This window comes from Pseudomonas sp. VA159-2, assembly GCF_024126635.1.
GTDB classification, from domain to species: Bacteria; Pseudomonadota; Gammaproteobacteria; order Pseudomonadales; family Pseudomonadaceae; genus Aquipseudomonas; species Aquipseudomonas muyukensis.
Map to the genome: position 1 here is coordinate 102,046 of NZ_JAMYBV010000008.1, position 25,446 is coordinate 127,491.

At 63.8% G+C, this 25,446-nt stretch carries 19 protein-coding genes and 4 tRNA genes; 11 read left to right on the forward strand and 12 right to left on the reverse strand.

What is annotated here, in order from left to right; genetic code table 11:
* Positions 1-132: 132 nt before the first annotated feature.
* From hupB to NJG22_RS10205, 10 genes are all read right to left on the reverse strand, one after another.
* On the reverse strand, positions 133-405 hold the full coding sequence (gene hupB / locus NJG22_RS10160) for a nucleoid-associated protein HU-beta (protein ID WP_253094249.1): 273 nt from the start codon (positions 403-405) through the stop codon (positions 133-135).
* 154 nt (positions 406-559) lie between these two features.
* On the reverse strand, positions 560-2,956 hold the full coding sequence (lon, locus tag NJG22_RS10165; RefSeq protein ID WP_253094251.1) for an endopeptidase La: 2,397 nt from the start codon (positions 2,954-2,956) through the stop codon (positions 560-562).
* A 153-nt stretch (positions 2,957-3,109) separates the two neighbouring features.
* Positions 3,110-4,393, reverse strand: a complete 1,284-nt coding sequence (gene clpX, locus NJG22_RS10170; protein WP_217848526.1) for an ATP-dependent Clp protease ATP-binding subunit ClpX — start codon at positions 4,391-4,393, stop codon at positions 3,110-3,112.
* A gap of 108 nt (positions 4,394-4,501) precedes the next feature.
* On the reverse strand, positions 4,502-5,143 hold the full coding sequence (gene clpP, locus NJG22_RS10175) for an ATP-dependent Clp endopeptidase proteolytic subunit ClpP (protein WP_043213484.1): 642 nt from the start codon (positions 5,141-5,143) through the stop codon (positions 4,502-4,504).
* Between the two features lie 91 nt (positions 5,144-5,234).
* Positions 5,235-6,548: a trigger factor gene (gene tig, locus NJG22_RS10180; RefSeq protein WP_253094253.1), complete on the reverse strand. Its 1,314-nt coding sequence runs from the start codon at positions 6,546-6,548 to the stop codon at positions 5,235-5,237.
* Positions 6,549-6,866: 318 nt separating this feature from the next.
* On the reverse strand, positions 6,867-7,166 hold the full coding sequence (locus NJG22_RS10185; protein WP_253094254.1) for a DUF6388 family protein: 300 nt from the start codon (positions 7,164-7,166) through the stop codon (positions 6,867-6,869).
* A 128-nt stretch (positions 7,167-7,294) separates the two neighbouring features.
* Positions 7,295-7,370, reverse strand: a tRNA-His gene (locus NJG22_RS10190).
* 36 nt (positions 7,371-7,406) lie between these two features.
* Positions 7,407-7,491: transfer RNA gene (locus NJG22_RS10195), tRNA-Leu, on the reverse strand.
* Between the two features lie 54 nt (positions 7,492-7,545).
* Positions 7,546-7,621, reverse strand: a tRNA-His gene (locus NJG22_RS10200).
* Positions 7,622-7,661: 40 nt separating this feature from the next.
* Positions 7,662-7,738: transfer RNA gene (locus NJG22_RS10205), tRNA-Arg, on the reverse strand.
* A gap of 253 nt (positions 7,739-7,991) precedes the next feature.
* Here NJG22_RS10205 and folD point away from each other — a divergent pair.
* The 9 genes from folD (at position 7,992) to NJG22_RS10250 (ending at position 19,914) form a co-directional block, all read left to right on the forward strand.
* Positions 7,992-8,846, forward strand: a complete 855-nt coding sequence (gene folD, locus NJG22_RS10210; RefSeq protein WP_253094255.1) for a bifunctional methylenetetrahydrofolate dehydrogenase/methenyltetrahydrofolate cyclohydrolase FolD — start codon at positions 7,992-7,994, stop codon at positions 8,844-8,846.
* Between the two features lie 210 nt (positions 8,847-9,056).
* Entirely contained in the window at positions 9,057-9,974 is a 918-nt protein-coding gene (ctlX, locus tag NJG22_RS10215; protein ID WP_253094257.1) for a citrulline utilization hydrolase CtlX, read from the forward strand.
* Positions 9,975-9,993: 19 nt separating this feature from the next.
* Positions 9,994-11,040: an ornithine cyclodeaminase gene (locus tag NJG22_RS10220; protein ID WP_253094258.1), complete on the forward strand. Its 1,047-nt coding sequence runs from the start codon at positions 9,994-9,996 to the stop codon at positions 11,038-11,040.
* Between the two features lie 367 nt (positions 11,041-11,407).
* Entirely contained in the window at positions 11,408-12,190 is a 783-nt protein-coding gene (locus NJG22_RS10225; protein ID WP_253094260.1) for an ABC transporter substrate-binding protein, read from the forward strand.
* A gap of 97 nt (positions 12,191-12,287) precedes the next feature.
* Positions 12,288-12,995: an ABC transporter permease gene (locus NJG22_RS10230; RefSeq protein WP_253094262.1), complete on the forward strand. Its 708-nt coding sequence runs from the start codon at positions 12,288-12,290 to the stop codon at positions 12,993-12,995.
* Positions 12,992-13,705 (forward strand): histidine ABC transporter permease HisM, encoded by a 714-nt coding sequence (hisM, locus tag NJG22_RS10235; protein ID WP_253094264.1) that lies wholly within the window; start codon positions 12,992-12,994, stop codon positions 13,703-13,705. Before NJG22_RS10230 ends, hisM begins: the two co-directional genes overlap by 4 nt.
* A gap of 4 nt (positions 13,706-13,709) precedes the next feature.
* Positions 13,710-14,528, forward strand: coding sequence for an ATP-binding cassette domain-containing protein (locus NJG22_RS10240; protein ID WP_253094266.1), 819 nt, complete (start codon positions 13,710-13,712; stop codon positions 14,526-14,528).
* A gap of 13 nt (positions 14,529-14,541) precedes the next feature.
* Positions 14,542-15,033, forward strand: a complete 492-nt coding sequence (locus tag NJG22_RS10245) for an Lrp/AsnC family transcriptional regulator (RefSeq protein WP_253094267.1) — start codon at positions 14,542-14,544, stop codon at positions 15,031-15,033.
* 87 nt (positions 15,034-15,120) lie between these two features.
* A complete protein-coding gene (locus NJG22_RS10250; RefSeq protein ID WP_253094269.1) occupies positions 15,121-19,914 on the forward strand; it encodes a DUF6543 domain-containing protein in 4,794 nt (1,597 codons plus the stop codon).
* A 95-nt stretch (positions 19,915-20,009) separates the two neighbouring features.
* Here NJG22_RS10250 and NJG22_RS10255 read toward each other — a convergent pair whose 3' ends face one another.
* A complete protein-coding gene (locus NJG22_RS10255) occupies positions 20,010-21,734 on the reverse strand; it encodes a GGDEF and EAL domain-containing protein (RefSeq protein ID WP_253094271.1) in 1,725 nt (574 codons plus the stop codon).
* Positions 21,735-21,746: 12 nt separating this feature from the next.
* Positions 21,747-23,312, reverse strand: a complete 1,566-nt coding sequence (locus NJG22_RS10260; RefSeq protein ID WP_253094273.1) for a PAS domain-containing methyl-accepting chemotaxis protein — start codon at positions 23,310-23,312, stop codon at positions 21,747-21,749.
* Between the two features lie 276 nt (positions 23,313-23,588).
* On the opposite strand from NJG22_RS10260, the gene NJG22_RS10265 reads away from it, so the two are divergent.
* Together NJG22_RS10265 and NJG22_RS10270 are read left to right on the forward strand one after the other, a co-directional pair.
* Positions 23,589-23,903, forward strand: a complete 315-nt coding sequence (locus NJG22_RS10265; protein ID WP_253094274.1) for a helix-turn-helix transcriptional regulator — start codon at positions 23,589-23,591, stop codon at positions 23,901-23,903.
* 210 nt (positions 23,904-24,113) lie between these two features.
* Positions 24,114-25,424 carry a C4-dicarboxylate transporter DctA gene (locus NJG22_RS10270; protein WP_217848543.1) on the forward strand — a complete coding sequence of 437 codons (1,311 nt, stop codon included), beginning with the start codon at positions 24,114-24,116 and terminating at the stop codon, positions 25,422-25,424.
* Positions 25,425-25,446 lie beyond the last annotated feature (22 nt).

Genomic DNA, 25,446 nt, shown 5'->3' on the forward strand with positions numbered 1-25,446 from the left:
TGGGTAGAGTCCTGATAGAAGAAAGGCGCATCCAGTGGATGCGCCTTCTCGAAGCGAGCGTGCCAGCGGGAACGTTTGCGACCCGCCGTCACGCGGTCGGCCCGGGCGTGCCCGGGCCGGCTGAAAGACGACTTAGTTGACGGCGTCTTTCAGGCCCTTGCCAGCCTTGAAGCCTGGAACCTTGGCGGCAGCGATCTTGATCGCCTTGCCGGTTTGCGGGTTGCGGCCGGTGCGCTCGGCGCGCTCCTTGACCGAGAAGGTACCGAAGCCGACCAGGACGACGTCGTCGCCTGCTTTCAGGGCACCGGTCACGGAGTCGATCACAGCATCCAGAGCTTTGCCAGCGGTAGCCTTGGAAATGTCAGCCGATGCAGCGATAGCGTCAATCAGTTCCGACTTGTTCACTCTAAGTCCCCTTATATCACTATTGAGTTTGTTTCTAAGTATGTATTGAAAAGCTTATGAAACCTGCGCTGGGTGGCCCTGTTGACACTGGCGTGCCGCTTTATAGCAAGGGGCCGAAAATGCTGTCAACCGAAGCCCTCCAGCGAAATACGTACTAATGCGTGCTGATTCTTTCCTTAGCATCGCCGTCGCGCTTCTCATCTTTCGCGACAATCTCCGGAGCCACATCTGGCAAGGGCTCCGGGGCGTATTGCAGCGCAATTTGGAGGACTTCGTCAATCCATTTGACCGGTTTGATCTGAAGATCCTGCTTGATATTTTCCGGAATCTCCTTGAGATCGCGAACATTCTCTTCAGGAATGATCACGGTCTTGATTCCGCCACGGTGTGCCGCCAGCAGTTTTTCCTTGAGGCCACCAATGGCCAGGACCTGGCCACGCAAGGTGATCTCGCCGGTCATCGCCACATCGGCGCGCACCGGGATCTGGGTCAACGCCGAGACCAGCGCGGTGCACATGCCGATACCGGCGCTCGGGCCATCCTTGGGCGTGGCGCCTTCGGGCATATGGATATGAACGTCGTGCTTCTCGTGGAAATCTGCGGCGATCCCCAGGCTACGGGCACGGCTGCGCACAACGGTCTGCGCGGCCGTGATCGACTCGACCATGACGTCGCCGAGCGAGCCGGTCTTGATCAACTGACCCTTGCCAGGGATGACCACAGCCTCGATGGTCAGCAGTTCGCCGCCCACCTGGGTCCAGGCCAGGCCCGTGACCTGGCCGATCTGGTCCTGCTGCTCGGCCAGGCCATAGCGGAACTTGCGCACGCCCAGCAAGTGCTCGAGCTGCTCGCCGCTGACCTTGACCTTCACCTGCTTGTGCCCGGTGTGCTCCTTGACCACCTTGCGGCAGACCTTGGCGATCTGCCGCTCCAGGCCACGCACGCCGGCTTCGCGGGTGTAGTAGCGGATGATGTCGCGGATGGCCGAGACATCGACCTCCAGCTCGTCCTTCTTCAGACCGTTGGCCTTGACCTGCTTGGGCACCAGGTACTTGACCGCGATGTTGATCTTCTCGTCCTCGGTGTAGCCCGGCAGGCGGATGACTTCCATCCGGTCCAGCAACGCTGGCGGGATGTTCATCGAGTTCGAAGTGCACAGGAACATCACGTCCGAAAGGTCGTAATCGACTTCCAGGTAATGGTCGTTGAAGTTGTGGTTCTGCTCGGGGTCGAGCACCTCCAGCAACGCCGAGGCCGGATCGCCGCGCATGTCGCTGCCCATCTTGTCGATTTCGTCGAGCAAGAACAGCGGATTGCGTACGCCAACCTTGGTCATCTTCTGGATCAGCCGCCCCGGCATCGAGCCGATGTAGGTACGGCGGTGCCCGCGAATCTCGGCCTCGTCACGCACGCCACCGAGGGCCATGCGCACGAACTTGCGGTTGGTGGCTGCGGCGATCGACTCGGCCAGCGAGGTCTTGCCCACGCCAGGCGGGCCGACCAGGCACAGCACCGGGCCACGAATCTTCTTCACCCGTTTCTGCACGGCGAGGTACTCAAGGATGCGCTCCTTGACCTCTTCCAGGCCGTAGTGGTCCGCGTCGAGGATTTCCTCGGCCTTGGCCAGATCCAGGCGCACCTTGCTCTGGGCCTTCCACGGCACCTGCACCAGCCAGTCCAGGTAGGAACGCACCACCGTGGCCTCGGCCGACATCGGCGACATCTGCTTGAGCTTGTTCAGCTCGGCCTGGGCCTTGGCCAGGGCATCCTTCGGCAGACCGGCGGCATCGATGCGCTTTTTCAGCTCCTCGATTTCGTTGTGGCCTTCGTCGCCATCGCCGAGTTCTTTCTGAATGGCCTTCATCTGCTCGTTCAGGTAGTACTCGCGCTGGCTGCGCTCCATTTGCTTCTTGACCCGGCCACGGATGCGCTTCTCCACCTGCAGCAGGTCGATTTCGGCATCCAGCAACGCCAGCACGTGTTCGACACGCGCGGCCAGGTCGACGATCTCGAGGATCTCCTGCTTCTGCTCGATCTTCAGCGCCATGTGTGCAGCCATGGTGTCGACCAGGCGCCCGGGCTCCTCGATGCTGTTGAGCGAGGACAACACCTCGGCCGGGACTTTCTTGCCCAGCTGCACGTACTGCTCGAACTGCGACAGCAAGGTGCGCACGAACACCTCGGACTCGCGCTCGGCGGTCTCGGTTTCGTCGATCAGGCTGACTTCGGCACGGATATGGCCGTCGACTTCGTTGAAGCGATCGACCGCGCCACGCTGCTCGCCCTCGACCAGCACCTTGACGGTGCCATCGGGCAGCTTGAGCAGTTGCAGAACGGTAGCGACGGTGCCCACGCGATACAGGGCGTCTTCACCTGGATCGTCATCGGCGGGATTCTTCTGGGCCAGCAGGAGGATCTGCTTTTCGCCCGTCATCGCGGCCTCAAGGGCCTCGATGGACTTCTCACGCCCCACGAACAGCGGGATGACCATGTGCGGATAGACGACAACGTCACGCAATGGCAGAAGAGGCAAGTCGAGGGTGGTCTTCATGATTTCGCCTCTACAGCGGCCTTGTGGCCGGAAACCTTTGGAAATGGTGCTTGGGGCTAATGTGGGGGCAGCCCCGGTAAATTACAAGCGCCGAGTCCATGAAATGCAAAAAGGGGCCCGAAGGCCCCCTTTCATCACGCTACCCTTGCCCGATCAGGCGTCGGGGGCAGCCTTGGCTTGCGGCTCGCTGTTCTCGTAGATCAACAGCGGCTGCGACGTGCCTTCGATGACGCTCTCGTCGATGACCACCTTGCTGACTTCCTTCTGCGAAGGAATCTCGTACATGGTGTCGAGCAGCACGCCTTCGAGGATCGAACGCAGGCCACGGGCGCCGGTCTTGCGCTCCAGGGCCTTGCGGGCAACGGCCTTGAGCGCATCGCTGCGGAACTCGAGGTCGACGCTTTCCATCTCGAACAGCTTGGCGTATTGCTTGGTCAAGGCGTTCTTCGGCTCGGTGAGGATTTGCATCAATGCAGCCTCGTCCAGCTCGTCCAGAGTCGCCAGGACCGGCAGACGGCCGACGAATTCCGGGATCAGGCCGAACTTGACCAAGTCGTCCGGCTCGACCTCACGCAGCGACTCGCCGACTTTCTTGCCTTCTTCCTTGCTGCGCACTTCGGCACTGAAGCCGATGCCGCCCTTGGTGGAGCGGTTCTGGATGACCTTTTCCAGGCCCGAGAACGCGCCACCGCAGATGAACAGGATATTGCGGGTATCAACCTGCAGGAACTCCTGTTGCGGGTGCTTGCGACCGCCCTGCGGCGGTACCGAGGCCACGGTGCCCTCGATCAGCTTCAGCAATGCCTGCTGCACGCCCTCGCCCGAGACGTCACGGGTGATGGACGGGTTGTCCGACTTGCGCGAGATCTTGTCGATCTCGTCGATGTAGACAATGCCCATCTGGGCCTTTTCCACGTCGTAGTCGCACTTTTGCAGCAGTTTCTGAATGATGTTCTCGACATCCTCACCCACGTAACCGGCTTCGGTCAGGGTGGTGGCGTCGGCAATGGTGAACGGTACGTTCAACAGGCGCGCGAGCGTCTCGGCGAGCAGGGTCTTGCCCGAGCCAGTCGGCCCGATCAGCAGGATGTTGCTCTTGCCCAGTTCGACTTCGTCGCCCTTCTTGTCACGCTGGTTCAGGCGCTTGTAGTGGTTGTACACCGCTACGGACAGCACCTTCTTGGCGCGTTCCTGACCAATGACGTACTGGTCCAGGATTCCGCTGATTTCTTTCGGCGAGGGTAGTTTGTGCGCGCTGCTCTCGGCCTGGGCTTCCTGCACCTCCTCACGGATGATGTCGTTGCACAGGTCGACGCACTCGTCGCAGATAAATACCGAGGGGCCGGCAATCAACTTGCGCACTTCGTGCTGGCTTTTGCCGCAGAAGGAGCAATAGAGCAATTTGCCGTTGTCCTCGCCGTTACGGGTGTCAGTCATTCGATCGATCCAATCCGGTAGGCTTGAAACACAAGATGAAGGCAATCGCTGGCTTTTTCAAGTCCGCGGATGGGCGCATTCCGCGCCCACCCGCTCTGGCGCATTGCTTCAGGATGCCAGTTGCCGCTTGTCGTAGACCGAGTCGATCAGGCCGTACTCGGCCGCGCGCGCGGCGCTCATGAAGTTGTCGCGCTCGGTGTCGCGCTTGATGGTCTCGAGGTCCTGGCCGGTGTGATGGGCCAGCAGTTCGTTCAGGCGCGCCTTGATGTTGAGGATTTCCTGGGCGTGGATCTCGATGTCGGTGGCCTGACCCTGGAAGCCGCCGAGCGGCTGGTGGATCATCACCCGCGAGTTCGGCAGGCAGTGGCGCTTGCCGGCGGCACCGGCCGCGAGCAGGAAGGCGCCCATGCTGCAGGCCTGGCCGATGCAGATGGTCGAGACGTCCGGCTTGATGAACTGCATGGTGTCGTAGATCGACATGCCGGCAGTTACCGAGCCGCCCGGGGAGTTGATGTACAGATGGATATCCTTGTCCGGGTTTTCCGCTTCAAGGAACAAGAGCTGCGCCACCACCAGGTTGGCCATGTAGTCTTCTACCGGGCCGACCAGGAAGATCACGCGCTCCTTGAGGAGGCGCGAATAGATGTCGTAGGCACGTTCGCCACGGGCGGACTGCTCGATAACCATCGGGACCAGACCGCCTGCGGCCTGGATGTCAGAGCTTTGCTGAATATAAGAATTGCGGGACATGTCCTGCACTCGCTCCCAAATAGTCATGGCTTGAATACACACAAGCCAGCGCGAAGGCTGGCTTGTGGGGGTTTCCTACGAGAGTAGCCTGTTACTCAGCGTCGGCGGCTGCCTGTGCTGGCTTGACGGCTTCTTCGTACGAGACCGATTTGTCGGTCACAGTCGCTTTCTGCAGGACAGTATCTACAACTTGTTCTTCCAGTACAACCGAACGAACTTCGTTCAGCTGCTGGTCGTTCTTGTAGTACCAGGCCACAACCTGCTCAGGCTCCTGGTAGGCCGAGGCCATTTCCTCGATCATCTTGCGAACTTCGGCTTCATCAGGCTTGAGTTCGAACTGCTTGACCACTTCGGCGACGATCAGGCCCAGGACCACGCGACGCTTGGCCTGCTCCTCGAACAGCTCGGCTGGCAGCTGGTCTGGCTTGATGTTGCCACCGAACTGCTGAACTGCCTGCACGCGCAGACGGTTGACTTCGTTCTCCAGCAGGGCCTTTGGCACTTCGATCGGGTTGGCAGCCAGCAGACCGTCCATGACCTGGTTCTTGACCTTGGTCTTGATCGCCTGGCGCAGCTCACGCTCCATGTTCTTGCGAACTTCGGCGCGGAAACCTTCCAGGGTCGATTCCTTGATGCCGAACTGAGCGAAGAAGGCTTCGTTCAACTCTGGCAGCACAGGCGCGCTGACGCTGTTGACGGTAATGGTGAACTCGGCAGCCTTGCCTGCCAGGTCCAGGTTCTGGTAGTCCTCGGGGAAGGTCACGTTGACCACGCGCTCTTCACCCGCCTTGGCGCCCACCAGGCCTTCTTCGAAGCCAGGGATCATGCGGCCGGAACCCAGTACCAGCTGGGTGCCCTGGGCCGAACCACCGGCGAAGGCTTCGCCGTCGATCTTGCCGACGAAGTCGATGTTGACCTGGTCGTCGTTTGCAGCGGCGCGCTCGACGGCCTCGAAGCGGGTGTTCTGCTTGCGCAGGACTTCCAGCATGTTGTCCAGGTCGGCGTCAGCCACTTCAGCGCTCAGGCGCTCGACGGCGATCGACTCGAAACCGGCAACGGTGAACTCAGGGAAGACTTCGAAGATGGCGACGAACTCGAGGTCCTTGCCCTTTTCGAAGGATTTTGGCTCGACGGCCGGAGCGCCAGCCGGGTTCAGCTTCTGCTCGACGATAGCTTCGTAGAAGGAAGCCTGGACCAGGTCGCCGAAGGCTTCCTGACGGGCATCGGCCTCGAACCGCTGGCGGATCACGCTCATCGGCACCTTGCCTGGGCGGAAGCCCGCGACCTTGGCGCGCTTGGCAGTCTGCTGCAGACGCTTGTTGACTTCGTTCTCGACGCGCTCGGCCGGAACGGCGATGGTCATGCGGCGCTCGAGAGCGGAAGTGTTTTCAACAGAAACTTGCATGGATATTCCTCGTTGCACAGACGTTAGCCGGCGATAGCCCGACTCCAGAATCAAGGGCAAGCATTCTAGTGACTCAAGCCACAGAAGTCACCCCACCCAGATTGCTGGCCGAGCACGCCGGTCGATTTCCTTGAAAGGCCCGCGCGCCGGGGCGTCGAGCCAGTTTCAGCCGGACCCGCCCGGCGCCTTGAGCGCCGCACGGTTGTAAAACCTTGTCAAACAAACAGCGATTGACCGGGATATGGGAATTTTGTCTGAGATTTCAAGGGGGAACGAGATAAAAGACTGCGCAGCAAGGCTATCGCCGTACCCCCAACCTCACCCCAGCTCAATATCGTTGAACTGGCAATACTCCTCCCACCCCAACCCCAGCGCCTCGGCCACCTCGCGATGGGTCTCCAGGCGCATGGCCTGCAGCTGCTCCGGCGACTCGGCAATCAACTGCAGCGCATACTCCCAAGGCTGCACCCCCAACTCATCGGCGGCGTCCTCGAACGCCCACTCGATCTGCTGGGCCTGCTCGCGCTCATCGAGCTCGCGAATTTCCTCGAGCAGTTGCCGGTTCTGCTCAGCGAACCGTTGCAGCGCCAGGGCCTGGCGCGCCTCTTTTGCAATCATCTGCGCCACTCCTGCGCGGGCATTCAACCGGCTGAAATTTATCAGCTTTATGGGCAGGGCCACCAGTAGCGCGAAACCCCGGAAACGACAAAGGCGCCCGATCTCACGATGCGGGCGCCTTCGAAATATGGGGTGGACGATGGGAATCGAACCCACGACAACTGGAATCACAATCCAGCGCTCTACCAACTGAGCTACGCCCACCATAATGCAATGTTGCGATACAGCTTTACAGAAACATGGTGCGGACGAAGAGACTCGAACTCTTACAGCTTGCGCCGCTGGAACCTAAATCCAGTGTGTCTACCAATTTCACCACGTCCGCATAACTCAAAAACAAAGGCGCCGGATTATTCAATCAAGGCGCCCCTGAAGAATCTGGGGTGGACGATGGGAATCGAACCCACGACAACTGGAATCACAATCCAGCGCTCTACCAACTGAGCTACGCCCACCATAGTGCGGTACTGCTGTTGCTTACTTGCCCAGGCCTGATGGCGCACCCGGCAGGACTCGAACCTGCGACCATCCGCTTAGAAGGCGGATGCTCTATCCAGCTGAGCTACGGGCGCTTAAGCTATCAGTCCGACCGAACAAACGAACCGCCTATTCTGCCCGACCTTGCCAACCCGTGCCAGGCAGTGCCCGACAAGTGCGGCGAATCTTATAGGCGACCCTTTGGGCCGTCAACACCTTTCTCTAAAAAATTTAAATTATTGAAGGGGTTAGGGGATTTGCCCGACCACCCGCCTTTGCCCTCGGGCCAGGTCGTGCGAGAATACGCGCTTCTTATATGTTCCCTTCTCGATGGTTAATCACGCGTCTATGACTGCACACCTTATCGATGGCAAGGCGATCGCCGCCAACCTGCGCCAGCAGATCGCCCAACGTGTCGCCGAGCGCCGCCAGCAAGGCCTGCGCACCCCGGGCCTGGCGGTGATCCTGGTCGGCACCGACCCAGCCTCCCAAGTCTATGTCTCGCACAAGCGCAAGGACTGCGAAGAGGTCGGCTTCATTTCCCAGGCGTTCGACCTGCCCAGCGAGACCACGCAGCAAGCCCTGACCGAGCTGATCGACCGGCTCAACGACGACCCGGCCGTCGACGGCATCCTGCTGCAACTGCCGCTGCCGGCGCACCTGGACGCCTCGCTGCTGCTCGAGCGTATTCGCCCGGACAAGGACGTCGACGGCTTCCACCCTTACAACATCGGCCGCCTGGCCCAGCGCATCCCGCTGCTGCGCCCCTGCACCCCGAAGGGCATCATGACCCTGCTGGAAAGCACCGGGCAGGACCTGTACGGCATGAACGCGGTGATCGTTGGCGCCTCCAACATCGTGGGCCGGCCCATGGCCATGGAATTGCTGCTGGCCGGCTGCACCGTCACCGTCTGCCACCGCTTCACCAAGGACCTGCCCGGCCACGTCGGGCGCGCCGACCTGGTGGTGGTGGCTGCCGGCAAGCCAGGCCTGGTCAAGGGTGAATGGATCAAGGAAGGCGCCATCGTCATCGACGTCGGCATCAACCGCCAGGACGACGGCAAGCTGGTCGGCGACGTGGTCTACGAGACCGCCCTGCCTCGCGCTGGCTGGATCACCCCGGTACCGGGTGGGGTTGGTCCGATGACCCGCGCCTGCCTGCTGGAAAACACCCTGTATGCAGCCGAAGAGCTGCACAAATAGGTTGTTCGGAGCATGACGACGGCGCCTTTCGAGGCGCCGTTTTCGTTTGCGCTCCCACTCGTCTGGCGAACTTTTCTGCGACACCAGCCGATTCCGCTGCCAAGCAAGCCTTTTCAGCTGGACCCGCTGCCCGCCCCACCCGCTTCAGCCGGGATTTCACCGCCACCCCCCACACAATGGTCACACAGCCCACCCGTGGATGCGTGCCCAATGCAAACAACAAATACCGTCCTCATGATTCGCCCGGCGCGGTTCGCCTTCAACCCGGACACCGCCATCACCAACCGCTTCCAGCAAGCGCCGCTGGACCCTCGGGCCGCCAGCGAAAAGGCCCTGGAAGAGTTCGACGACTACGTCGCCAGCTTGCGCCAGCACGGTGTCGAGGTGCTGGTGGTGCAAGATACCCCCGAGCCCCATACCCCGGATTCGATCTTCCCCAACAACTGGTGGAGCAGCCACGCCGACGGCAGCCTGGTGCTCTATCCGATGGAGGGCCAGAACCGCCGCCTGGAGCGCGGCAAGGGCGTGCTCGGCGTATTGGCCGAGCGCTTCGCCATCCGGCGCACCATCGACCTGAGCCCATTGGAACAGCAGAATCTGTTCCTCGAAGGCACCGGCAGCATGGTCCTGGACCGCGAACACCGGATCAGCTACGCCTGCCACTCCGGGCGCACCCACGAACGCGCCCTGCGCCAGTTCGCCGAACACCTCGACTACCGCTTGTGCCTGTTCCACGCCGTGGACCGCCAGCAAGCGCCGATCTACCACAGCAACGTGATGATGAACGTCGGCCGCCAGCTCGCCGTGGCCTGCCTCGACGCCCTGCCCCACGCCGATGAGCGCCGGGCATTGGAACAATCCCTGCGCGACACCGGCAAGCAGCTGCTGGCCCTGGACTTCGACCAGCTGGAGAACTTCGCCGGCAACATGCTCGAAGTCCACGACCGCGACGGCCGCTCGCTGCTGGTGATGTCGCGCAGCGCCTGGGCCGCACTCGATGCTGGCCAGCGCCGCCAAGTGGAGCGCCACAGCCACCCGCTGGTGGTGAATATCGACCATATCGAACGCATCGGCGGTGGCAGCGCGCGCTGCATGCTCGCCGAAGTGCACCTGCCCTCGCGCCACTGACTTGAAAAGGAGCCTCACCATGACCCGCCATATCGACGTGCAAGACCTCGCCCGCCTGGTCAACCGCAAAGGCCTGCCCACCTGCCTGGCCGAAATGGCCGACTACATTCGCCAGGACTACCTGCGCTGGCACGACTTCGAAAAATGCGCGCGCCTGGCCAACCATTCGCCGGACGGGGTGATCGAGCTGATGCCGGTGTCCGACGCCAACCTTTATGCCTTCAAGTACGTCAACGGCCACCCGAAGAACACCCACAACGGCCTGCTCACGGTGATGGCATTCGGCGCCCTGGGCGATGTCGACACCGGCGCGCCGGTACTGCTCAGCGAAATGACCCTGACCACCGCGATCCGCACCGCCGCCACCTCGGCCCTGGCCGCCCGCTACCTGGCGCGTGAAGACAGCCGCTGCATGGCGCTGGTCGGCAACGGCTCGCAAAGCGAATTCCAGGCAATCGCCTTCCATACCCTGCTGGGCATCGAGGAAATCCGCCTGTTCGACATCGACCGCCGGGCCTCGGAGAAGCTGGCGGCCAACCTGGCCGGCTTCCCTCAACTGCGGTTGGTCATCGCCGGTAGCGTGGCCGAGGCGGTGCGCGGTGCCGACATCGTCACCACGGTCACCGCCGACAAGGCCTACGCCACCATCCTCACCCCGGAGATGATCGAGCCGGGCATGCACTTGAATGCTGTCGGTGGCGATTGCCCGGGCAAGACCGAGCTGCACCGCGACATCGTCGAGCGCGCGCGGGTGATCGTCGAATACGAGCCGCAGAGCCGCATCGAGGGCGAGATCCAGCAAATGCCAGCGGATTCGCCGACCACCGAGTTCTGGCAGGTAGTCGACGGCAGCGCAGCAGCCCGCGAAAGCGCCGCGCAAGTCACGCTGTTCGACTCGGTCGGCTTTGCCCTGGAGGACTACTCGGCGCTGCGCTATGTGCTGGATGTGGCCAAGGCACTGGACATCGGGCATGACATTGCGCTGGTGCCAGAACTGGAGAATCCGAAGGACCTGTTTGCCCTGCTGCAGCCGAAAGGGGCGGCGCGCAAGGCCAGCGCTGCCTGACCGGCGTTACACCACCGCTGTAGGAGCGGCCTTGTGTCGCGAAAGGGGCGCAGAGCGGCCCCGGCAATGTCGGCTGCGTAGCTGAAACCCTGGGGCCGCTTCGCAGCCCCTTCGCGACACAAGGCCGCTCCTACAGCGGTACGTATATGCCCAAAGGCCGCCTGTCGCACATCCATAAATCTTTGTCGATACAGCCGATTCGGCTGCCAGGAGATCCCTAACAGCCGAATCCGGCCTCCCGCGCGCTAGCAAACGACACAAAAAACCCGTCTATCTCGCGCATTCTGAGCCCGACCCATGAGTCACCGACGGACCTACACGCGGTAATCGCCCTACTACCAATAACAACACCCAGGGATCCACGACCATGCTCTCCATGCGAAAACGCCTCGGCGTGCTGCTGTTTTCCTTGTGCGCCACCACCCTTGCCCAGGCCAAGGAGTGGACCGAGATCCGCTTCGGCGTCTACCCCGAATACCCACCCTTCGAATCGGTTGCCGCCGATGGCAGCCTGCAAGGCTTCGACATCGAGCTGGGCAATGCCATCTGCGCCAAGCTGCAGGTCAAGTGCACCTGGGTGCACAACGAGTTCGACGGCATGATCCCGGCCCTGCGCGCCCGCAAGTTCGACGCCATCATGTCGTCGATGGCGGTCACCCCGGCACGCCTGAAACAGATCGACTTCAGCAACCGCCTGTTCCTCAGCCCGACCGCGGTGATCGTGCGCAAATCCGCCGCCTTCGGCGACACCGTCGAATCGCTCAAGGGCAAGCAGGTCGGCGTGCTCCAGGGCTCTCTGCAAGAGGCCTACGCCCGCGCCGTGCTGGCGCCGCTGGGCGCCCAGGTCAAGGCCTACCAGGCCCAGGACCAGAACTACGCCGATCTTATGAACGGCCGCCTCGACGCCACCGTCACCGACAAGCTCGAAGCCCAGCTCAACTTCCTCTCCAAGCCCGAAGGCGCCGGCTTCAAGAGCGGCCCGGCGATCAAGGACCCGACCTTGCCGCTGGACATTGCCATGGGCCTGCGCAAGACCGACCCCGAGCTCAAGGCCTTGCTCGACAAGGGCATCGCCCTGATCCACGCCGATGGCACCTACGCCGCGATCCAGCAGAAGTACGTCGGCGAGCTGGACATCTACAACGAGTGACCTACAGCGCCGATCGCGGGCCCAACCCGCTCCCACGGGCCGAGCAATGCGTGGGAGCGGGCTTGCCCCGCGATGGCCTCCCCGCGAGATTCCTGTCATGCACGACTTCTTCTCCCACGGCCTGCAGGGCTTCGGCCCATTGCTGGCCCAAGGCGCCTGGATGACCGTCAAGCTGGCCCTGCTGTCGCTGGCCGTCAGCCTGCTGCTGGGCCTTGTCGGCGCCAGCGCCAAGCTGTCGCGCAACAAGCTGTTGCGCATCCCGGCCAGCCTCTACACCACCTTGATTCGCAGCGTCCCCGACCTGGTACTGATCCTGCTGATCTTCTACAGCATGCAGATCTGGCTCAACGACCTCACCGAGGCGCTGGGCTGGGACTACCTCGAGATCGACCCGTTCAGCGCCGGGGTGCTCACCCTGGGCTTCATCTACGGCGCGTACTTCACCGAAAATTTCCGCGGTGCCATCCTCAGCGTGCCGGCCGGCCAGCTGGAGGCCGCCACCGCCTATGGCCTGAGCCGCGCACAGCGGTTTCGGCTGGTGCTGTTCCCGCAACTGATGCGCTTCGCCCTGCCGGGGCTGGGCAACAACTGGCTGGTACTGCTCAAGTCCACCGCGCTGGTGTCGATCATCGGCCTGGCCGACCTGGTCAAGGCCGCGCAGAACGCCGGCAAGAGCACCAACCAGGTGTTGTTCTTCCTGTGCCTGGCCGGGCTGGTGTACCTGCTGATCACCACCCTCTCCAACCATCTGCTGCGGCGCCTGGAGCGGCGTTACAACATTGGCATCAAGGAGCTGGCGCGATGATCGAACTCCTCCAGCAATACGGCCTGGCCTACCTGTATACCGACGGCAACGGGCTGTCGGGCCTGGCCATGACCCTGTGGCTGTTCCTGGCCAGCATGCTGCTGGGCTTGGCCCTGTCGCTGCCGCTGGCCCTGGCACGCACCTCGCGCCATGCGTGGCTGCGCCTGCCGGTGCAGCTGTACACCTTGGTATTCCGCGGCACGCCGCTCTATATCCAGCTGCTGATCTGCTATACCGGGCTCTACAGCCTGCAGGTGGTGCGCGAGCATGCCCTGCTCGACCAGTTTTTGCGCAATGCGCTCAACTGCACGTTGCTGGCCTTCGTGCTCAACACCTGCGCCTACACCGTGGAGATCTTCGCCGGGGCCATCCGCAACCTGCCCGCCGGCGAGCTGGAGGCGGCCCAGGCCTATGGCCTGCGCGGCTGGAGGCTCAACCTGTTCCTGGTGTTACCGGCTGCCCTGCGCCGCTCGCTGCCGGCCTACAGCAACGAGCTGATCCTGATGCTGCATGCCACCTCGCTGGCCTTCACCGCCACCGTCGCCGACATCCTCAAGGTGGCCCGCGACGCCAACGCCGCGACCTTCCTCACCTTCCAGGCCTTCGGCATGGCCGCCCTGTTGTACATGCTGCTGTCCTTCGCCCTGGTCGGCCTGCTGCGTATGGCCGAACGGCGCTGGATGCGCTTCCTTGACCCTGCCCGAGGCTGACCCCATGACCGCTACCGCACTGCCACTCCCCTCCTTCGCCCAGGCCCCGAGCGCGCACAGCCATGCCGGCGCGATCAAGCTCAGCGTCGAGGACCTGCACAAGCACTACGGCGAGCACCAGGTGCTCAAGGGCGTCTCGCTGAACGCGCGCAAGGGCGACGTGATCAGCCTGATCGGCGCCAGCGGCTCGGGCAAGAGCACGCTCCTGCGCTGCATCAACTTCCTCGAGCAACCCAATGCCGGCAGCATCACCCTCGACGGCCAGACCCTGGCGATCCACCCCGGCACCCGCACCCCGCCCGCGGCGCAACTGCATAACCTGCGCACGCGCCTGGCCATGGTGTTCCAGCATTTCAACCTGTGGAGCCACCTGACGGTGCTGGAGAACATCTGCCTGGCCCCGCGCAAGGTGCTGGGCATCAGCGCTGGCGAAGCCGAGGCACGGGCGCGCAAGTACCTGGACAAGGTCGGCCTGCCGGCGCGGGCCGCCGAGCAGTACCCAGCGTTTCTCTCCGGCGGCCAGCAACAGCGCGTGGCGATTGCCCGGGCCTTGGCCATGGAACCGGAGATCATCCTGTTCGACGAACCCACCTCGGCGCTGGACCCGGAGCTGGTCGGCGAAGTGCTCAAGGTGATACAGACGCTTGCCGAGGAAGGACGTACCATGCTCATGGTCACCCACGAAATGGGTTTCGCCCGCCAGGTCTCGAGCCAGGTGCTGTTCCTGCACCAGGGCCTGGTCGAGGAGCATGGCAGCGCCGAAATCCTCGACCGGCCACAGAGCGAGCGCCTGCGCCAGTTCCTCTCCAATCGTCTGAAGTGAAATCACGCCGCCTATGGATATCAAGGCCACCACACCCGTCGCAGCACCGCTGGATCGCATCGATGAAGCCATCATCGACGTGCTGCGCCACCAGGGAAGGATCACCTACGAAAAGCTCTCCACCCTCGTGCACCTGACCCCCAGGCCCTGCCTGGAACGGGTGCGCAAGCTGGAGCGGCGCGGGGTTATTCGCGGTTACGGGGCGATCATCGACCTGCAGCAGGTCTCCCCGGGCCTGTCGCTGCTGGTACTAGTGGCCTTGTCCAACCAGAGCGGTCGGTCGGCGCAGCGGGCCTTCGAGGCGACCGTGCGGGCCTGCCCACAAGTCTACGAATGCCAGCTGATCAGCGGGCATTTCGACTACAGCCTGCGCATGCGTTGCCGCGACATGGAGCACTACCGGGTGCTGACCGAGACCTGGATGAACAACGACGAGCTGCACATCGACAAGCTGGTGGCGCACCCGGAGCTGGCAGCGGTCAAAAGCACCGCGCCACAGCTGTAGCCCGCACGCCGGACGGTGGTAACCCGCTACCCCGTCGCGGCCGGCCAACCTCGCTAGCCTCGCTGCTTTCCCCACTGGAGAGCAGCCATGCCCCTGTCCACGCATTTGAGCTTCATCCCCCGGCAGCATCCCGACTGGCACAAGCAAGCCAGCCCCGAACAACGTGCCCGCCTCAAGCAACGCACCCTCGCCAGCTATCGCGCCAGCCGCCAGCTCGCCCAGGCGCTCAAGCCTGTGCAAGGCATCGAGACTTTCTGCCGTCCACTGCTGCAAGCCGCCCTCGCGCATTGGTTCCCTGGCGCCGCCCTGCCGGACCTGGACAACGCCCTGCTTTGGCATATTGACGAACGTCGCGAGATGCCTTGGCTGGAGGCGGCCCTACAGAACTTCGACGAAGGTGCAAAGGTCAAGCTGTATCGTGCCGGCACCCCGAACAGCCCGCTCGGGCTCGACGCTGAACGCTTCGTCAAGGGCGTGCGCAACCTCGACCTGGGCCAACGTTACTTCAACCATCTCAGCGAGCATATCGACAACGACGCCTTCCGTACCCTGCTACGCCAACAGGACCATGCCGCATTCGCCGCCGAGCTGGCTCAGGCGCGCCTGCAGGGGCGCCTCGATACCCTGGGCGAACAGTTGGGTGAGGCAGCCTTGGCCAATACTGTCGAATTAACGCAAGCGGGCCAGACGCGACGCCTGCAATGCGGCTACCTGAGCCTGTTCGATATCCCTCTCGACGGCCCGCTGGTGGTGCGCCGCGAACCCCTGCAGGCAGACGAGCCCTGCCTGCTGTACCTGCCCGGCCATGCCCAACCGGTGCGCCAATATCCGTCCATGCGGGCACTGGGCAAGGCACTGACCGAAGCGCTGTGGCAACATCAGGAACGGGTTTTCTTCAGCCGCTTCGTCACGCATGCGCAACAGGCCCAGTTCGTCGCCCGACTGCGCGGCGCGCTGTACCCGCGCTACCCCTATGCCAGCGTGCAGCGCACAGTGCCGGTCGTGGAAAAGGGTCAGCGCTTCAGCTGGCTGAAGCGGTTGTTCCCCGCCCCTACCGACCTGTGGCAAGAGACGCTGGACAAGAACGCCCGCCTGCCAATGCGTTTCACCCCCTGGTCGGGCAATGCCTTCCAGGCGAGGGCGCGTATTCAGGTCGAACGCAAGCTGGCCGATGCCGCCACCTTGGCGGTACCGGTAGCGCAGCGCGATGCTGCCGCGTTGCGAGCACGCATCGAAGGTTGGCTGGGCCTGGGGATGACCGTGCTCAATATCGCGGCCTTCTTCGTTCCGGCGCTTGGCGAAGTGATGCTGGTGGTCGGCGGCGCACAGTTGGTCGGTGAGTTTCTCGACGGCGTGCATGCGGCCAACGAAGGGGACATCGAAGGCGCCATGGAGCACCTGTTCGATGTCCTGGAGAATCTGGCCCAGGTCGCGGCACTCGGCGCTGCCGGCGTGCTCGTCCAGGGCCAGGGCGTACTGCATGACTGGTTGCCGGTTGAGCAGCGTGGCCGCCAACGCCTGTGGCAAGGCGATCTCTCGCCCTTCGCTCGCGCGCAACCCTGGCCTGCCAGCACCCAGCCCGGCAGCGACGGCCTGTTTCGCTGGAACGGACAAAGCTGGCTGCAACGCCAGGGACAGTGCTATCCGCTCGAACGGGACACTTCGGGCCAATGGCGCCTGAGCAAGGCCACTGGCATGCGCCATCGCCCGGCCCTGCGCGGCACTGACGAGCAACGCTGGTTGCTGGACCACGAGCGGCCCCTAGGGTGGAGCGAACAACGCCTGCTTGAACAGATGGGCCCCATCAACACGCCCCTCGCTCGACAAACTCTGGCCCTGCGCTGCAGTGGCTATGACAGTGCCGCCATGCGTCGGGCGTTGACCGACCGGCAACCCTTGCCGGCCTTGCTGGTCGACAGTTTCGAAAGCTTCTCTAGCGCAGCCAAGTACAGCAAAGCCAGCGCGCTACCAGGCAGCCAGGTACTGCGCCGCGACTTCCCTGGCTTGAGCGAGCGGGCCTGCAACGAGATCCTCGCCCAGGCCAGCCCCGAGGCCCTCGAGCAGTTGAGCAGTACCGCCCGGGTACCGATCGCACTGGCCGAGAAGGCACGCCGCTACCTGCGCGAGGCCCGCATCAACAAGGCACTGGCGCGCTTTTACCTGGAAACAGGCAGCGCGCTGGACCGAGATCGACTGGTGATGCAAACCTTGCAACGCCTGCCGGGCTGGTCGGGTGAGGTACGCCTCGAATTATGGGAGAACGGCCAGTTGCAGCATGTCGCCGGCGAATCAGGCCAGACGGTCAAGTCCGTCTGGCGTTGCGCCGACCACTACGAGCCACGTGATGAGCACAATCAACCGCTGGCCAACACCAGCGACCTGTTCCAAGCCATTCTGCAGGCCTTGCCCGACAGCGAACGCAGAGCCCTCGGCCTGCAGACCCATGAATCAGACCAACTGCGCGACGCACTGTTCGAGCGTGCCGCTAACGATCGCCAGCAAACGGCCCGGGACCTGAGCATGGCACCGGTACGCCCGCTGTATCGCTTGCCGACGCGCTTGCCCGGCACCAGGCGCCTGGGCTACAGGCTCAGCGGCCGTGGCGTGCAAGGATGGCTGACCGAGGACGAGCTATTCGACCAGCTCTACCCCGCCTCGCCACAGGACAATCGGGAACTGCTGCGCAGCAGCCTTCGCGAGCAGGCGGGGCCTGCCCCCGGTGCGTTCGCACGCCTGCTGGAGCAACTGCGCAGCGACTACCGTCAGCTCGACGAAAGCCTGCGGCGCTGGACCAACGATGCCGACGGCATCGCGGTCGGCGCACTGGATCAACGTCGGGTCTATCGCGGCGTCATGGCCGAACGTATCCGCACAGCCTGGCGACGGCAGAACCCACCTGACACGATCGCCCATTTCGACTACGTTGTGCTGCTCATTCATGGCCTGCACGTGGATGAACTACCGACCTTGCCCGTGCAACTGCCTCACGTCAGGCAACTGACCGTGAACGGGCTGGCGCACCCTGAAACCGCCAACCTGAACAACTTCCTGCGAGCCTTCCCACAAGTACGCTACGTGGACCTGACGGAGAACGCGCTGACGGCCTTGCCAGCATCCCTGAGTGAACTGCCCTTGCTCGATACCTTGGATGTCTCGGAAAACCGGCTGGAACTGGACAACGATACGGCACGGAACATCCTGGGCCAGCTGACCCGCTTGAACCACCTGAGTCTCACCGCCGCGATCGACACCTTGTCGGTAGGGACCCTCGAGCACTTGGCAAGGCTACCCGGGCTCAGCACCTTTCAGGCAGATGCCAACGAGCTGGTATTGGGTGCCGTCCATTTCCAGGCGCTCCAGCGCTGGCCTTCGCTGCGCGTATTGTTGCTTGGCCAGAACCAGATCAGCTTGGACGAGGCCGCGCGCGATGCCCTGGCCGGCCTGCACCGCTTGAGCCGGCTGTCGTTGAGTGAAAACCCACTGGCGCTGACGCCGAATGTTACCGGCTGGACGCAACTGCAGGAGCTGGACCTGGAAAGCACCGGCATCGATACATGGCCCATCGGCTTGCAACCCTTGCTCGATCAACAGCCCCTGGCGCTGCGCGAGCTGGACTTGAGCCGCAACGCACTGAGCGATGTGCCCGACCTGACCGATAGCAGCTTCGCCCGAGCCATTCGCGCAGGAGAAGACAATCTGTTCTTTTCCTTCCAGGACAACCCATTCACCGAGCCGGCCCTGGAACGCCTGAACGCTGCCGGGCTTGAGACCCCCGCCTATGCGGGCACCCCGCCGCAATGGTCGCAAGGTTGGCCCGAGGCGCTGCTCGACCACATCGCCGACACTGCGCCTGACCCACAATGGTCCCCTTTGTACGAGTTGCTCCAGCGCCTGCCCGGCACGGTCGAGTATCAGCGCAACCCGACGGTCCTGCGTCAACGCATGCAACAGGTGCTGCAAATCCTGGTCAACGCCCAGACATCCAGCGAAACCTGGGGCCAGGCGCAATTGCAACAACAGCTCAACGACCTGATCAACGATGCAGGCCAAGGATGCGTTGACCAGACCAGCCTGCTGTTCCAGCAGGTCGAGGCCGAGGTCATCACCTGGCATAGCGCCAATCATGCCAGCCCAGGCCACACCAATGATCAGCTGGCCGTCGCCTGTGCCAGGGGCATGCTCCGCCAGCGTCTGCTCGATGCCCAGATCGGTGACCTGTACAACACCCGGGTGGCCCGGCGCCAAGCCCTGCAAGAGGGACGCGCCGTCTTGCCGTCGCTGGTGGCGGGCGACGATATCAGTGACGCCAGCCTCAGCGAGGCGAACTACCTGCTCGACGAAGTGGAAATAGCCCTGCATGCACGGATGCAGTTGCGTGAATCCCTCGGCCTGCCGCCACAACCGGAGGAAATCGCGTTCGACTATCTGGCACGGCTGAGCGAGCCCACCTTGCAACAGCTGGCCAGCACCGTGCAGGCCGCCAGCGATGGGCCGCGCCTGATCGACTGGGCGATCGACCAAGCGTTCTGGCGTACTTGGTTGCAGCGCCTGCAGCCCCAGACGTTCGAAGCCTTCGAGCAGACCTGGGCGGGCGCCTCGGAATACTTCGACAGCCTCAGCGAGGCCGGCCCGGCCTCCGGCGCCTATCTGGGCTCAACCGTCCCTGCCGCGTTCATACAGGCGCTAGAGCAAGAAGCACCCAGTTTGACCTGGCGTATCGAGGGGGTACTGCAACGGATCGACCTGGTGTCGAACCGCTATGCAAATGAGACCACGCTTTACCCTCGCATTGCCGAACTGCTGCTGAGCAGCCGCGACACCGCCAGGCTCGCCTTGTTCCGGCAACTGACCACGACCATGGTCCAGGCCAATCCGCAGTAACCCAGCAGCCCCGCTCAAACGCTGCTCAAGGCGTGGGAGCGGACTTGCCGGCGATGGAAGAGTGCCGTCAAGCCCGCCCCCATACCCTTCAACCTTCAGAGGTACGAGCGCACCGGCCTTGCCGGCGCGCCTCGCTGCCACTGCACAGGCTGGCGGTAGGCGGCTACCCACTGCGCCAACGCCTCCACCGGCATCGGCATCGGCCTGGCGATCCCGTAGCCCTGCGCCAGTTCGCAGCCCAACCCCATCAACACCTGCCCGTGCTCGACAGTTTCCACCCCCTCGGCCACCACCTCGCGGCCGAACGCGCGGGCCAGGCCGATCACCGCCCCCGCCAGGGCCAGGTCATCCTGGTCGCGCAGAATGTCGCGCACGAACGACTTGTCGATCTTGATGGTCTGCGCCGGCAGGCGCTTGAGGTAGCTCAGCGAGGAGTAGCCGGTGCCGAAGTCGTCCAGGGAAAAGCGCACGCCCAGTGCCCGACAGGCATCCAGGCAGCGGCCAACCCGGGGCAGGTTGTCGATGGCCACCGACTCGACGATTTCCAGGTCCAGCCGCGCCGGGTCGACACCGGGATAACGCCCCAGCAACCGCGCCAGGCGCTCGACGAAATCGCCGCGCTGCAGTTGGCGGGCAGCGATGTTGACGCTCAACGACCAGTCACGCCCCGACAACTGCCACTGCTGCAGTTGCTGCAACGCCTGGTCGATGACCCACTCGCCCAGCTCGACGATCAGGTCGGTCTGCTCCACCAGCGGCAGGAAGTCCCCCGGCGGCACCGGCCCCTTGGACGGGTGCATCCAGCGCAGCAAGGCCTCGAAGCCCATGACCTGGCCACTGCGCATGTTCACCTTCGGCTGGTAGTGCAGGCACAGCTCGCCCTGGCGCAAGGCCCGGCGCACTCGCGCCACGGTCTGGTGGGTGGCCTTGAGCTCCAGCGCCTGGGACACATCGAACACATGGTAGCGGTTGCGCCCTTGCTGCTTGGCCACGTACATGGCCTGGTCGGCATTGCGCACCAGGGCGTCGGCGTCGTCGTCGTCCTGGGGAAACAGGGTCACGCCGATACTCGCGCTCAGGCTCAACACCTGCTCACGCACCACATAGGGCGCGGCCAGCGCGCGCAAGACCCGTTGCAACGCGGCATCGAGCTGTTGCGGGCCGTCGATATGGCGCAGGATCAGCACGAACTCATCGCCCGACAACCGCGCCACCGCGTCGCCACCGCGCAGGATGCTCTGCAGGCGCTGGGCCACTTCCACCAGCAGCAGGTCGCCGGTGGCATGGCCATAGCCGTCGTTGACCGCCTTGAAACCGTCCAGGTCGAGCATGCACACCGCCAGCGGAATGCTCTCGCGCCGGGAAAAGGCCAGGGCCTGGTTGAGCAGGTCGGAAAGATAGGCGCGGTTGGGCAGGCCGGTCAGCACATCGTGGCCCACGCGCCATTGCAGGGTGTGCAACAGCTGGCGCTTCTCGGTGACGTCGAAGCGGATCGACACGTACTTGCGCACCTTGTTGGTGTGCGGATCGATCAGCGGCACCATGGTGCTGTCCACCCAGTACAGCGAGCCGTCCTTGGCGCGGTTGCAGATCTCGCCCTTCCACACCCGGCCCGCCGCCAGGGCGCGCCACATGTCGAGGAAGAACGTCGGCTCGTGCAGGCCGGAATTGAGGATGCGGTGGTTCGCCCCCAGCAGCTCCTCGCGGCTGTAGCCGGAGATGCTGCAGAACTGCTGGTTGACATAGGTGATGCAACCGCGCAGGTCGGTCTCGGAAAAGATCGCGGCCGCATCCACGGCCGCGCGATAGTTGTCGTCCATATCCTTGGCAACCTAGCGGTTGAAGCGCTCCACCAACGCGCGCAAGCCGGCGCACACCTGCTCCAGCTCGGTACCGCGCGAGGCGGCGGCGTTGGCGCTGCGGGCGCTCTGCTGGACAGTGCCGGCCACGCCGTTGATCTGCCGCGAGACATCCTCGGCCACGGCCGACTGCTGCTGGGCGGCGGCAGCCATCTGCTGGCTCATGTCGCTGATCCGCGACACGGCATGGCGAATCCCCTGCAAGGCCTCCTGGGCCAGGGCCACCTGGGTCACGCCCTGCTCGGCGCCAGCGATACCCTGGCTGGCGATGTTCACCGCCTGTTCGGCGCCGCCGCGCAGGCTGTCGATGATGCTCTGGATGTGCAAGGTGGACTGGCGAGTCTTGTCGGCCAAGGCGCGCACCTCGTCGGCCACCACCGCGAAGCCGCGGCCCTGCTCGCCGGCCCGGGCGGCCTCGATGGCGGCATTGAGCGCCAGCAGGTTGGTCTGCTCGGCGATGGCGCGGATCATGCCGGCGGCCTCGGCGATGGCACCGGTCTGACCGGCCAGGTCGTTGACCGCCTGGTTGATCTGCCCGACCGTAGCGGCCAGGCCATGGATCGCCGCGCCCGTGGCATCGGCCACCTGGCTGCCCTGCTGGGCCAGCAAGTGCGCGGTCTGGGCCTGCTCGGCGGTCAACTGCACGTGCCCGGCGACTTCACCGATCGAGGCGGCCATCTCGGTCATCGCGGTGGCGGTCAAATCGGTTTCGGCGCGTTGTTCCAGCAAGGCCGTCTCGGTACCCCGCGACAGGCGCCCGGCGTCCTCGGCAGCCCCGGCCATCTGCGCGGCCAGGTCGCTCAGGCGGGTGAGCGCGGTCTTCAGCCGCGCCTCCTCGCTGATCAGGATCAGTTGCAGTTGCCCGGCGGCACCGGCCAGGTCGCTGTAGGTCAGCGCCGCCACCGGGTCGCCGAAGGTGTTGTCGGCGCCTTCGACGATACCCCGCAGGTGCCGGCCCATGCGGCTCTGGGCCCACAGCCCGACACCGGCGAACAGCGCCAAGGTCAGCCCCTGGGCGGGCAGGCCCGGCCACAGCTGATTGGCGCCGACCGCCAGCGCGCCGCCCGCCAGGGGCACCGTCAGGCCACGGCCGAGCAGGGCCAGGCGCCGGCCAGGCGACAGCGCCGCCTTGCCTTGGCGCAAGCGGGCATACAGGGCCTCGGCCCGGGCCACCTGCGCGCGGGTCGGGGACACCCGCACCGACTCGTAGCCGACCACCCGGCCGGCTTCGAGGATCGGCGTGACGTAGGCATTGACCCAGTAGAAATTGCCGTTCTTGCAACGGTTCTTGACGATGCCCATCCAGCTGCGGCCTGCCTTGAGGTACTGCCACATCAGTTCGAACACTGCCTCGGGCATGTCTGGATGGCGCACCAGGTTGTGCGGGCTGCCGATCAGCTCGTCCTGGCTGTAGCCGCTGATGGCGGCGAATTCGGCGTTGCAATAAGTAATCAGGCTGGCCGTGTCGGTCGCCGAAATGAGCCGCTGGTGCTCGGGGAAGCTTTGCTCGACCGGGTTGACCGGCAGGTTCTGACGCACGCTGAGACTCCATTCATACACGGCCCGACGACCTGCCTGCCAGAAAGCCAGGGGCGCCGGAACCGTTCATCGTGGATCAGTTCCAATGTCCGACAACGCAGGCTCATGGGCCGGCACTTGGCCGGATCGCCCTGGACAATCACTTGAATGACTGATCAATCAAAGCGGCCAATTCTACGAACTCCATCACATTTTGCAAACAAAGGTGATGGATCATGGCGTTGCGCTATATCGCCATATATCGTTAAGTGCTTGATTCTAAATGGGAATTAAGCGATGACGAGAACAGGTCTAGGCCCTGCCCTGCGCCGCTACCGCAAACTGGCGGGCTTCACTCAGGCACAACTGGGCGAGCGCACCGGCTTCGACCCCAAGACCATAAGCCGCTTCGAAACCGGCACCTATACCCCCAGCGTCGAGGCCCTGCTGGGCTTTGCCGAGGCGCTGGGGGTCAAGCCCAAAGCCTTCTTCGTCGAGCCCGACGACGAGCAAGAGCAGCGTGCCTATCTGTTCGGTGTCATCCATAACGCCCCGCCCAAGGACCTGGGCAAGCTGATCGCCGCCGTCGATCAGGTCCTGGCCAAACCCTGAAATCCCGCCACGCACCACGCTAGAGCAAACCCTGGGTCGATGCGCCACCACTGGTCAGACCGGTCAGGCCAAAATCCCTTGCAATGTCGGAATTTTCGGCGTTTCATGACCCTCGCAGTGAACAAACCGGTAAGACCACAATAATTAAGTCCTGCACTCTTTCGCTCCGTGTGGCTTGGGGGGCAAGGACACCGACCAGAGACTCCTCCCATGCTCAAATGGTGTTCGCGTTCGATCTTCCTCCAGGTGGTGCTCGGCCTCGCCCTCGGCGTTGTCTGCGGCCTGAGCTTCCCCGACCTGTCCCTGCAACTCAAACCCCTCGGTGACGGCTTCATCAAGCTGATCAAGATGCTCATCGGCCTGATCGTGTTCTGCGTGGTGGTCAGCGGCATCTCCGGCGCCGGCGACCTGAAGAAAGTCGGGCGCATCGGCCTCAAATCGGTGATCTACTTCGAAGTGCTGACCACCCTGGCCCTGGTGATCGGCCTGGTGTTCGCCTTCACCAGCGGCATCGGCAGCGGCGCCAACATCCACCTCGACCAGCTCTCCAGCAGCGATGCCGGCGCCCTGGCCGAACGCGGCGCGCACATCCACAGCACCACCACCTTCCTCATGGACCTGATCCCCACCTCGGTGGTAGGCGCCTTTGCCGACAACAATATCCTCCAGGTCCTGCTGTTTTCGGTGCTGTTCGGCAGCGCCCTGAACCTGGTGGGCGAATCGGCCTCGGGCATCTCGCGGCTGATCAACGAGCTGAGCCATGTGATCTTCCGCATCATGGGCATGATCGTGCGCCTGGCGCCGATCGGCGTGTTCGGCGCCATCGCCTTCACCACCAGCAAGTACGGCCTGAGCTCGTTGCAGCACCTGGGCGGGCTGGTGGCGCTGTTCTACCTGACCTGCGCCGGCTTCGTGCTGATCGTGCTGGGCACCGTCATGCGCCTGTCGGGCCTCAAGCTGCTGCCGTTCATCAAGTACCTGCGCGAAGAGCTGTCCATCGTCCTCGGCACCGCCTCCTCCGATGCCGTGCTGCCGCAGGTGATGCGCAAGCTCGAACACCTGGGCATCGGCAGCTCCACCGTCGGCCTGGTGATCCCCACCGGCTACTCGTTCAACCTCGATGGTTTCTCCATCTACCTGACCCTGGCCATCGTGTTCATCGCCAACGCCACCGGCACGCCACTGGCGATGACCGACCTGTTGACCATCCTGTTGGTGTCGCTGGTGACTTCCAAGGGGGCTCATGGCATCCCAGGCTCGGCCCTGGTGATCCTGGCCGCCACCTTGACCGCCGTGCCGGCGATCCCGGTGGTGGGCCTGGTGCTGGTACTGGCGGTGGACTGGTTCATGGGCATCGGCCGCGCGCTGACCAACCTGATCGGCAACTGCGTCGCCACCGTGGCCATCGCCCGCTGGGAAAAGGACATCGACCTGGAGCGGGCCAACAATGTGCTGGCCAACAAGCCGGGCTTCGCCCCCGCCAGCCGCAAGCAGGGCCAACCCCATCAACAGGAATTCTAAGCCCTTGGCCGCCGGCGCCCCG

What these genes read in the sequence shown, in the direction of transcription:
- folD (WP_253094255.1), top strand. Translation starts at nt 7,992, where the DNA reads ATGACTGCACACCTTATCGATGGCAAGGCGATCGCCGCCAACCTGCGC.
- NJG22_RS10255 (WP_253094271.1), bottom strand. Translation starts at nt 21,734, where the DNA reads ATGGACGACAACTATCGCGCGGCCGTGGATGCGGCCGCGATCTTTTCC.
- hisM (WP_253094264.1), top strand. Translation starts at nt 12,992, where the DNA reads ATGATCGAACTCCTCCAGCAATACGGCCTGGCCTACCTGTATACCGAC.
- NJG22_RS10265 (WP_253094274.1), top strand. Translation starts at nt 23,589, where the DNA reads ATGACGAGAACAGGTCTAGGCCCTGCCCTGCGCCGCTACCGCAAACTG.
- NJG22_RS10220 (WP_253094258.1), top strand. Translation starts at nt 9,994, where the DNA reads ATGACCCGCCATATCGACGTGCAAGACCTCGCCCGCCTGGTCAACCGC.
- NJG22_RS10230 (WP_253094262.1), top strand. Translation starts at nt 12,288, where the DNA reads ATGCACGACTTCTTCTCCCACGGCCTGCAGGGCTTCGGCCCATTGCTG.
- NJG22_RS10240 (WP_253094266.1), top strand. Translation starts at nt 13,710, where the DNA reads ATGACCGCTACCGCACTGCCACTCCCCTCCTTCGCCCAGGCCCCGAGC.
- NJG22_RS10250 (WP_253094269.1), top strand. Translation starts at nt 15,121, where the DNA reads ATGCCCCTGTCCACGCATTTGAGCTTCATCCCCCGGCAGCATCCCGAC.
- clpP (WP_043213484.1), bottom strand. Translation starts at nt 5,143, where the DNA reads ATGTCCCGCAATTCTTATATTCAGCAAAGCTCTGACATCCAGGCCGCA.
- NJG22_RS10185 (WP_253094254.1), bottom strand. Translation starts at nt 7,166, where the DNA reads ATGATTGCAAAAGAGGCGCGCCAGGCCCTGGCGCTGCAACGGTTCGCT.
- ctlX (WP_253094257.1), top strand. Translation starts at nt 9,057, where the DNA reads ATGCAAACAACAAATACCGTCCTCATGATTCGCCCGGCGCGGTTCGCC.
- clpX (WP_217848526.1), bottom strand. Translation starts at nt 4,393, where the DNA reads ATGACTGACACCCGTAACGGCGAGGACAACGGCAAATTGCTCTATTGC.
- NJG22_RS10245 (WP_253094267.1), top strand. Translation starts at nt 14,542, where the DNA reads ATGGATATCAAGGCCACCACACCCGTCGCAGCACCGCTGGATCGCATC.
- tig (WP_253094253.1), bottom strand. Translation starts at nt 6,548, where the DNA reads ATGCAAGTTTCTGTTGAAAACACTTCCGCTCTCGAGCGCCGCATGACC.
- NJG22_RS10225 (WP_253094260.1), top strand. Translation starts at nt 11,408, where the DNA reads ATGCTCTCCATGCGAAAACGCCTCGGCGTGCTGCTGTTTTCCTTGTGC.
- lon (WP_253094251.1), bottom strand. Translation starts at nt 2,956, where the DNA reads ATGAAGACCACCCTCGACTTGCCTCTTCTGCCATTGCGTGACGTTGTC.
- NJG22_RS10270 (WP_217848543.1), top strand. Translation starts at nt 24,114, where the DNA reads ATGCTCAAATGGTGTTCGCGTTCGATCTTCCTCCAGGTGGTGCTCGGC.